At 39.6% G+C, this 8,259-nt stretch carries 7 protein-coding genes, 1 pseudogene and 1 CRISPR repeat array; of the genes and pseudogenes, 6 read left to right on the top strand and 2 right to left on the bottom strand.

What is annotated here, in order from left to right; all coding sequences use genetic code 11:
* Nucleotides 1-53: 53 nt before the first annotated feature.
* A CRISPR array of direct repeats spans nucleotides 54-414; the repeat unit is 32 nt; unit sequence GTCGCGCCTCCCGCAGGCGCGTGGATTGAAAC.
* Nucleotides 415-935: 521 nt separating this feature from the next.
* The 5 genes and pseudogenes from D9603_RS08245 to D9603_RS08225 all read left to right on the top strand — a co-directional run bounded on the left by D9603_RS08245 (nucleotide 936) and on the right by D9603_RS08225 (nucleotide 5,091).
* A complete protein-coding gene (locus tag D9603_RS08245) occupies nucleotides 936-1,805 on the top strand; it encodes a helix-turn-helix transcriptional regulator (protein ID WP_128730937.1) in 870 nt (289 codons plus the stop codon).
* Nucleotides 1,806-2,033: 228 nt separating this feature from the next.
* A pseudogene (locus tag D9603_RS08240) lies at nucleotides 2,034-2,279 on the top strand (helix-turn-helix transcriptional regulator); the annotation flags it as partial.
* A 169-nt stretch (nucleotides 2,280-2,448) separates the two neighbouring features.
* Nucleotides 2,449-3,069, top strand: a complete 621-nt coding sequence (locus D9603_RS08235) for a hypothetical protein (protein ID WP_128730935.1) — start codon at nucleotides 2,449-2,451, stop codon at nucleotides 3,067-3,069.
* Nucleotides 3,070-3,285: 216 nt separating this feature from the next.
* Complete coding sequence (locus D9603_RS08230; RefSeq protein ID WP_128730934.1) at nucleotides 3,286-4,149, top strand: helix-turn-helix transcriptional regulator; 864 nt, start codon at nucleotides 3,286-3,288, stop codon at nucleotides 4,147-4,149.
* A gap of 66 nt (nucleotides 4,150-4,215) precedes the next feature.
* Nucleotides 4,216-5,091 (top strand): helix-turn-helix transcriptional regulator, encoded by an 876-nt coding sequence (locus tag D9603_RS08225; RefSeq protein WP_128730933.1) that lies wholly within the window; start codon nucleotides 4,216-4,218, stop codon nucleotides 5,089-5,091.
* A 269-nt stretch (nucleotides 5,092-5,360) separates the two neighbouring features.
* On the opposite strand, the gene D9603_RS08220 is transcribed toward D9603_RS08225, so the two are convergent.
* Together D9603_RS08220 and D9603_RS08215 are read right to left on the bottom strand one after the other, a co-directional pair.
* On the bottom strand, nucleotides 5,361-5,594 hold the full coding sequence (locus D9603_RS08220) for a hypothetical protein (protein WP_128730932.1): 234 nt from the start codon (nucleotides 5,592-5,594) through the stop codon (nucleotides 5,361-5,363).
* 89 nt (nucleotides 5,595-5,683) lie between these two features.
* Nucleotides 5,684-6,583 (bottom strand): LysR family transcriptional regulator, encoded by a 900-nt coding sequence (locus tag D9603_RS08215; RefSeq protein ID WP_128730931.1) that lies wholly within the window; start codon nucleotides 6,581-6,583, stop codon nucleotides 5,684-5,686.
* 397 nt (nucleotides 6,584-6,980) lie between these two features.
* On the opposite strand from D9603_RS08215, the gene D9603_RS08210 reads away from it, so the two are divergent.
* A complete protein-coding gene (locus D9603_RS08210; RefSeq protein ID WP_128730930.1) occupies nucleotides 6,981-8,135 on the top strand; it encodes an iron-containing alcohol dehydrogenase in 1,155 nt (384 codons plus the stop codon).
* The last annotated feature ends 124 nt before the right edge of the window (nucleotides 8,136-8,259 follow it).

Below are 8,259 nucleotides of genomic sequence, written 5' to 3'. Positions count from 1 at the left end.
CAGGCGCGTGGATTGAAACCTTGAGTTTATCACGAGCAATGACCAACTCCTTAGTCGCGCCTCCCGCAGGCGCGTGGATTGAAACTGCGCATATAGCAAAGCATTACACTGGCGTGACAGTCGCGCCTCCCGCAGGCGCGTGGATTGAAACTCGCATCGACGCCCTCACCGCCAACCCAAAAACGTCGCGCCTCCCGCAGGCGCGTGGATTGAAACACTCTCCAAACACTGTTAAGTCTAGTTCATAGTTGTCGCGCCTCCCGCAGGCGCGTGGATTGAAACTCTGTAACTGGCTTGCTCAGGATCACGCTGATAAGTCGCGCCTCCCGCAGGCGCGTGGATTGAAACAAAGTGAATCGTTTGATATCGACGTTGTTTGCCCGTCGCGCCTCCCGTAGGCGCGTGGATTACAACCTCAGTGAATAATGTGAAATTCAGTGTTTAAGCTGATTGTGTCGTTGTTTGGTAAATGAGGCGTAATGGGTTTTTGATATGTTATCGCTTTCTTTATTCAAAAGAGGAGGTGGCGGCAGGGCGAGACTCGAACTCACATCATATACTGTGTATAACCGTTACCCATTGGAAACACTGCCGCACTCTCCTACTTTGTCATACTATTTACAAAATAGCTAACACGTTTTTAATTGCTTTTGTAAAGCTCATGCCGATTATTAGCTGCTAAAAAGTTAGCTTTTATTTCAACATCTTATTGTATAGGTGAGATTGTAATTGTACTTACTGTGATGGTGATGCGTAGAGTATTTTCCATGTTAGGGGCTGGTATGCTTGTTAACATATTGGCATTTTGCCTCTTCGGTAGTGTACTTTTGCAATTTTATCTATGTACTTTATCGTGAGATACTTGTCTTTATAATTAACTAAATGTAATGTTTGGGTTAAATGTAAAAGGATAGCAACACAATCATGGTAGTACAATGCAAACACCTGAAGAGTATGAGGTAAGCCAACGTATTGGTCGGTTAATTGCTGGCCTAAAAGATACACGTGGTATGACCCGTGAATCAATATGTAAACGCTTGGAAATTAGCACTCGTACGTTAGACAACTATTTAAGTGGGGTTAGCTCTTTTAAGCTTGGTACGCTGCTAAAACTTGCCGATTTATGTAAAGTAAAACTTGCAGATATTTTAGATGACACAGATGCGCTGTCGCGTTTGTACTCAAAAAACATGAAAGACAAAGGAGGTATATTTACCATATTGCTTGGCTCATTAGCAGGCGTAATGGTATTTGAGTCAACAGTCTTTTTATTATTGGTTGCGTTATTCTTCTACGCATATAAAGATAAGAATAGTTTAAGTATTATCTCCATACTACTTGTCATTTATTTCCTAACGTTGATTTCAGGTTATTGTCTTAATTACATCATTTTCCCTATGGCTGAGAGCTATTATATGCAGAATACTTACGCTTTTAGCTTGCATTTATTACTCAGTACCATGATGGCGCTATCGATAAAACACAGAATGTTGATAGCTGCTTGGGTAACAAGGGGTAAAGTGCCTAGCATTTTTGAGCGAAATTATGTTGATGCCCCGCTATTCTCTTTAGCTTGCTGCTTGATGTTTGTAGATTTTGCGGCGCTTATTGAAAACTTTATTCGTAGTAGTGAACGGTTAGGAGTACCACTTGAAATAGCGCAACAATTTTGGGAAGTCACCTTTTTTTACGATTATTTTTGGTATTTTAAGGCAGTCCCTTCATTAATGATATTGTCAGTATTGTACATGGGGGTCGAAATTAGAAAAAGATCGGCGAGCCGCGAGGGTGCAATAGCAAGTTAGTATGAAAATAATGAAGTAAAATAGATTTTACACCTCTTTATAATGAGTATTTTTTAAAATCCATTTATACCAAAATTAACAAGATAGTGATAAGATATTTAGTTGGAAGTAGGTGTTTTTGTGTCGACCCGCCTATAAATAATATTGCCACCTACTTGTCTTTAAATTTAACCGTGTGTAAACTTTTGGTTAACTTTAAGTGGGGCGAATGAGAGATATGGTGGGGCGATGCAGACGCCAGAAGAATATGAGGTAAGCCAGCGTATCGGCCGACTGATACAAGGGCTAAAACGTAAAAAAGGCTTGACTAGAGAAGAAGTCAGCCGCCGTATCGGCGTGGGTAACAGAACTTTAGACAATTACTTAAATGGCTCCAGCTCGTTTAAGCTTGGTACATTGCTTAGGTTTGCTGAAATCTGTAAAGTAAAGCTGTCGGATATTTTAGAAGATACAGATAAGCTCTCAGGCCTGTACGGAGAGAAAAATGAGGAAGAGAACAATGAATGCAGAACTGAACAAGCCGATAAAAATAGTCCTTAGCCGTTCATTGTGTAAGCTGGTTAATGGAGGAGTTGGTACTTCTAAAAATGATGGGCCAAGGGTCGAAAAGGCTGATAAAAGTAGTGGTAGTTAGGGGCAGAATATGAAAAGTTTATTTAAATTAGCGTTATTGACGAGCTTAGTTGCAGCTGGCTTGGTTACATTCGCGAGTGCACCGCTTGTTGAGATTATGATGTCTCTGACCTTAATTTTATTGGTTCTTATATCAAAAAATGATGATAACAGTCAGCTATTAACACTTTGCTTTGCTGCTGTTTTTGTTCTGTCTTCAATTGCCATGTATACGCTTGAAACCATAATATACCCTGCTGTAAATGATAACTTTATCGGTAATACAGTTGCTTTTGCCACATGTTTATTATTAAGCCTAACACTACTATTTTTATTGAAGCATCGAATGACGATAGCTGTCTTACTCACTCGCGGAAAATCAGCAACTGTGTTTGAAAAAAATTATGCTGAAGGCCCATTATATTTATTAGTGATTTTCTTAGCCGTTGTTGATGGTTTGGCTCTTATGGAAAACTTTTTGCGCAATTTGGATAGAATAGGGGTAAATGAGGAGTTAGCTAAAACTTTTTGGGAAGTGACCTTTTTTTATGATTACTTTGAATACTTTAAAGCAATACCAATGTTGTTGTGTGTAGCCCTGCTGTACGTTGGGTTAGTTGTTAGAACGAAAAGGCAACCAATACAAAGCTAGTTAATGTATTTTGAATGTAGTTGTTACGGCTATTGAATTGCATTCCCCAGCTTTTATTAATCACTTCCAAATTAAGTTGAAACTGATCATATTTATAACATGACTGGGGCTTCTGCTTTTAAATCCAAAATGTTAATTTTGGAGTGTCTCTCAGCTTTTATAGTATGATTCTCATTCAAAGCCTGTGTTAAATTTAGTCAAAAGAGTATCAGGACGATGCAAACGCCAGAAGAGTATGAGGTCAGTCAGCGAGTCGGACAGTTAATCCAAGGGCTAAAGTATCGTCGAGGTATGTCGAAAGAGACAATATGTCAGCATTTAGAGATTAGTACACGCACATTGGATAATTACCTAAGCGGAGCAAGCTCTTTTAAGCTAGGTACCTTATTAAAATTTGCAGATTTATGCCGTATCAGACTGGCTGATATCTTAGATGAAACAGAAGCGTTATCGCGATTACACCCTCATAGGTTAAAAGATAAGTTTAGTATTCTAATTGTTTGTCTTAGCTCTATCTGGAGCTTGTTTTTCTTTGAAAATATTATACTGATAATTCTTTGCGTGTTATTTTTCTACGCTAATAAAGATAAAAATAGTCAAAGTGTCATTGGCATATTTGTTATTGCTTTTATGCTAGAGGTTATCGTCGCCTACTGCTTGAAATTTATTATTTTTCCTGCTGTTGAAAGTTACTACTTTGAAAATATTTATGCCTTTGGTTTGCAGCTTTGTATAAATTTACTGCTACTTTTTATGCTTAAAAATAGAGCGTTTTTAAGTGTTTTGGTGACGCGGGGTCGCTCTGCATCTGTGCTCGAGAGAAGCCCTATAGAGGCAACCGTTTATTTTTTGGTTCTTACCTTAGCATCAGTCGACTTTTTAGCGCTCATGGAGAATTTTCTTCGCAATTTGGAAAGGCTGGGTGTTGAAGAAAGTGTTGCCAAAGCTTTTTGGGAAGTGACTTTTTTTTATGATTATTTTGAGTACCTTAAGGCTGCTCCAACTTGGGCATGTGTAATGGTACTGTTTACAGCAATAATCGCACGCAAAGACAATAAAGCTAGCCTGAACAGTTGGTAACCCAGTGAAGATAACTGCTTTAAAGCTCGTTTAATGTAACGGATATAAGGGAAAAAACGTAAGTCGATGCAAACACCGGAAGAATATGAAGTCAGTCAGCGAGTCGGACAGTTAATCCAAGGGCTTAAGCATCGTCGAGGCATGTCGAAAGAGACAATATGTCGGCACTTAGATATTAGCACACGTACACTGGACAATTATTTGAGTGGTGCAAGTTCTTTTAAGCTGGGGACGTTATTAAAGTTTGCAGATTTATGTCGTGTAAGACTTGCTGATATTTTGGATGATACAGAGACGCTCTCAAGATTATATCCTAACAACTTGAGAGATAGGGGAGGGATATTGTTACTGCTCGCAGGCTCGATAACAGGCGCTTTGGTTTTTGAGCCAGTTACTTGTGCATTATTATTTCTGATTCTGTTTATGGCGAAGGAAGATAAGAATAGTCAGTTGCTGACTTTTATTTTTGCGGGCACTTTTGTTCTAGAGGTACTTGTTGCGCTTGCTTTAAGGTATGTCGTTTTTCCATCGGTAGAAAGCTTTTACTATGAAAATATCTATGCATTTTCGATTCAACTTGTTATGAGCTTACTTCTACTTTTCTTACTTAAATATAGAATGGTTATTGCGGCCGTTATAACACAAGGTAAAACGGCATCTATATTCGAGAAAAATTATGCTGAAGGGCCACTCTATATTTTAGTTGGCTTTTGTGCTTCAGTGGACTTATTTGCGCTCATGGAAAACTTTTTGCGTAATTTAGAGCACTTAGGTGTTAACGAAGAATTCGCGAAAATATTTTGGGAAGTAACTTTCTTTTATGATTATTTTGAGTATTTAAAAGTGTTACCTATGTTGTTGTGTGTAGCGGTACTTTATATTGGCTTTATTGTTCGACAGCAACCACTCGCGAATTCAACTCCGAAGTGCATCACTCGCTAATTTGAGCTCTGGAGAGTTCATAACGGTTGTTGTATTGGTACGTAAATTAGATTCCAACAGCTGGTTATTGTATTGATGGGGGGCGTAAATTGACCTTGTCTACAGGGTTTTAGCGACAAGGAGTAAAGTTATACTTATTACTAAAATACACTGACTAGATAGGTGAGCCGACTGTTTTTCCGTCCTAAGATTAGGCTCGCCAGTTTTAATAAAAAAGGTGCTTTTAACAGCACCTTTTTTATTTGCTTTATAATCGAACCGCACGGTGATTATTCTAGATTTGGCGCACTAGAGTATACCATTTCAATCAGGTTATTCATGGTTCTTGATTTTTGAATATAGGCTTTTTCCATGTGGGCAAGCTCCTGTAATTCAAATAATGTCGTTTCAACTAGTCTGAGCCACTTTAGCGTTGTGTCTGGTACAGCACCATTTTGTTTGGTCGCTTTTTTTAGCGCGTTATAATAAATTGTTAAGTCACGATATTGGCTTTGATAGTCCATTGTTGTTCCAACCCCGTCTCTATTCGTTCACATTAAAGTAACAGGGGAACCGAGAAAAAATCTGCGTAGGATAATTTTTTTACAAGTTTTTAATTTGATAGGTAGTTAATATTTGCAAATGCAGAGATGACATCTTTTGCAAATGCAATACGCGGGTGCTTCAAAGCGCCTTTTTTCCATACCAAGTAGATGTTGTTTTCTGGGCCAACAGATCCCAATTGGATAAGCTCTCCAGCTTTAATTAAGTCGCGGCATAAGTAGTCTGGTAGTACTGAATAACCAATGCCTGAACGGATAATATGTGCGATGGCGCGAATGTCTGGACAAATTGCAATAACATTGGAGTTACAGCTGGCATTAAATACACGGTCAAAATATTGTCGTACTAGTGGCAAGTCTTGGTCGTAGGTTACAACATTATAGGTTGAGAGCAACTCTGCGGTGATCTTACTGTCTTGGATCTCTCGTCCTTCTAGGCGATTCATGACTAGCCATAGTTGCTCTTTATCTAACACTAGATAGTCGAATATTGCAGGATCGGGGGGGGATGCAGCAATTGCAATATCGGCGGTATCGTTGAGCAAGGCATCAAAAATATTAATTTTATTACCTATATGCAGCACTATATTGATGTTACCTGCTTGGAGTAAATTAGCAATTTGTGGACCCGACACAAAGCTGATGTATTCAGCAGGGCCTGCAATGTTTAGTGTTCCAAACACAGCCTCTGATCTCGCCCGTATAGAGGTTATCTTCTGCTCTAAAATGTCAATATGACTAGATACCTGAAGTGCTAAGTCATGTGCTGTTGGAGTTGGTTTTACGCCTCTTGCTTGGCGTTCAAATAAGGCTTTTCCGACCACTGATTCCATTGTTTGAATATGTGCCGTGACTGCGGGTTGCGACATGCCTAAATTGGCAGCTGCTTTGGTGATATTTTTGCAGCGGTACACTTCAACAAAGGTTTTTAACTGGGTTAGATGAGACATAACATATTAAGCCATAAGAATTCTGATTGCTCCTCCAAACTTATCCGAATTCTCCTCAATTCGCAAATCACGTATTATGCTTCCATTAACACAGGTAAAGCGCAACGATATCAGACTTTTAAATCGCCGTGCTTTATTTACAGCGCTTTGTATTAAAAGAGTAGTGGTGCAATGTCGAATACCGCCTTGCATAGCTTGCAGGCTCTCACTGTTTTTGGTTACTCGCCTAAACATAAAAATATTTATCGCTATTGCAAGTATTGGGCGCGATTAAGCCACAACCAGTAGCAGACAGGCGACAATAAGACAAGAATCAATAAAAACTACACTGAGAATGAGCCAAAGTGTAGAGAATGAACGTTATATCTACCGTATAGACAACACAGAGGAATTGAGCATGCTTAATTTTGTATTTAAAAACCAAACTGAAATCCTCTTTGGTAAAGGCCAAATGAGTGAAATAACACCAAGATTACCAGAGCAAGCAAAAGTGCTATTGCTGTTTGGCGGTGGTTCTATCAAAAAGAATGGGGTATACGACCAAGCAATGAGCGCACTGGCTGGTGTTGATGTTATTGAGTTTGGGGGGGTAGAGCCTAATCCAACCTACGAAACATTAATGCAGGCGGTGACCACGGCAAAGGAGCACGACGTCAATTTTATTCTTGCTGTGGGTGGTGGTAGCGTGATTGATGGTGCAAAGTTCGTTGCAGCTGCCTATCATTTTGATGGCGAGCCGTGGGATATTTTGGTTAAAGGTGCAAGCTTTAGCGACCCTTTACCTATCGGAGCTGTATTGACTTTACCAGCAACAGGTTCAGAAAGTAACGGCAACTCAGTGGTGACAAAAAAAGCCACTTCGCAGAAGCGCGCATTTTCATCGCCCACAGTACAACCACAGTTTGCAGTACTTGACCCTGAATACACCTACTCGTTACCTCCTCGTCAAGTAAGTAACGGTGTAGTAGACGCGTTTGTTCATGTAATTGAGCAATATCTGACTTATCCGGTAAACGCGCCGCTACAAGATAGATTTGCAGAAGGTATTTTACAAACACTCATCACTGAAGGTCCAAAAGCACTGAGCGAGCCTGAAAACTATGATGTCAGAGCTAATGTGATGTGGTCGGCTACCATGGCGTTAAATGGCTTAATTGGTCAAGGCGTACCACAAGATTGGTCTACACATATGATAGGGCATGAGTTAACGGCACTATACAACCTAGATCATGCACAAACGCTTGCTATTGTTTTGCCAGCGCTTATGTATGTACAGAAAGAGCAAAAAGCAGAGAAAATCCAGCAGTTAGGTAAACGTGTTTTTGATATTAACGAAGCCGACACGGCGGTGCAAATTGATAAAACAATCAAAGCAGTGCAAGACTTTTTTGAAGCGATGCTAGTTAAAACGCGTTTAACAGACTACGATTTGGACGAAAAAGCAATCTCGGCGGTAGTTGCTAATCTTGAAAAGAACGGCATGACTGCTTTGGGTGAGCACGGCGATATCGATTTAGAAAAAGCAGCGCAAATACTAGGATTAGCGCTGTAACAGCTTAGGTAATATAGCTATTGCATCAAAATAAAAGCCAGTGATAGCGTCACTGGCTTTTTTACTTAACTTGAACTTAGCATAAAAGGGAGTTATACCAATTAGGCTTAATACTTGCTCAATT

The organism is Pseudoalteromonas sp. PS5 (assembly GCF_004103255.1).
GTDB classification, from domain to species: domain Bacteria; phylum Pseudomonadota; class Gammaproteobacteria; order Enterobacterales; family Alteromonadaceae; genus Pseudoalteromonas; species Pseudoalteromonas peptidolytica.
Note: the sequence above shows the minus strand (reverse complement) of the source record. Positions and strands in the feature narration are given on the sequence as shown.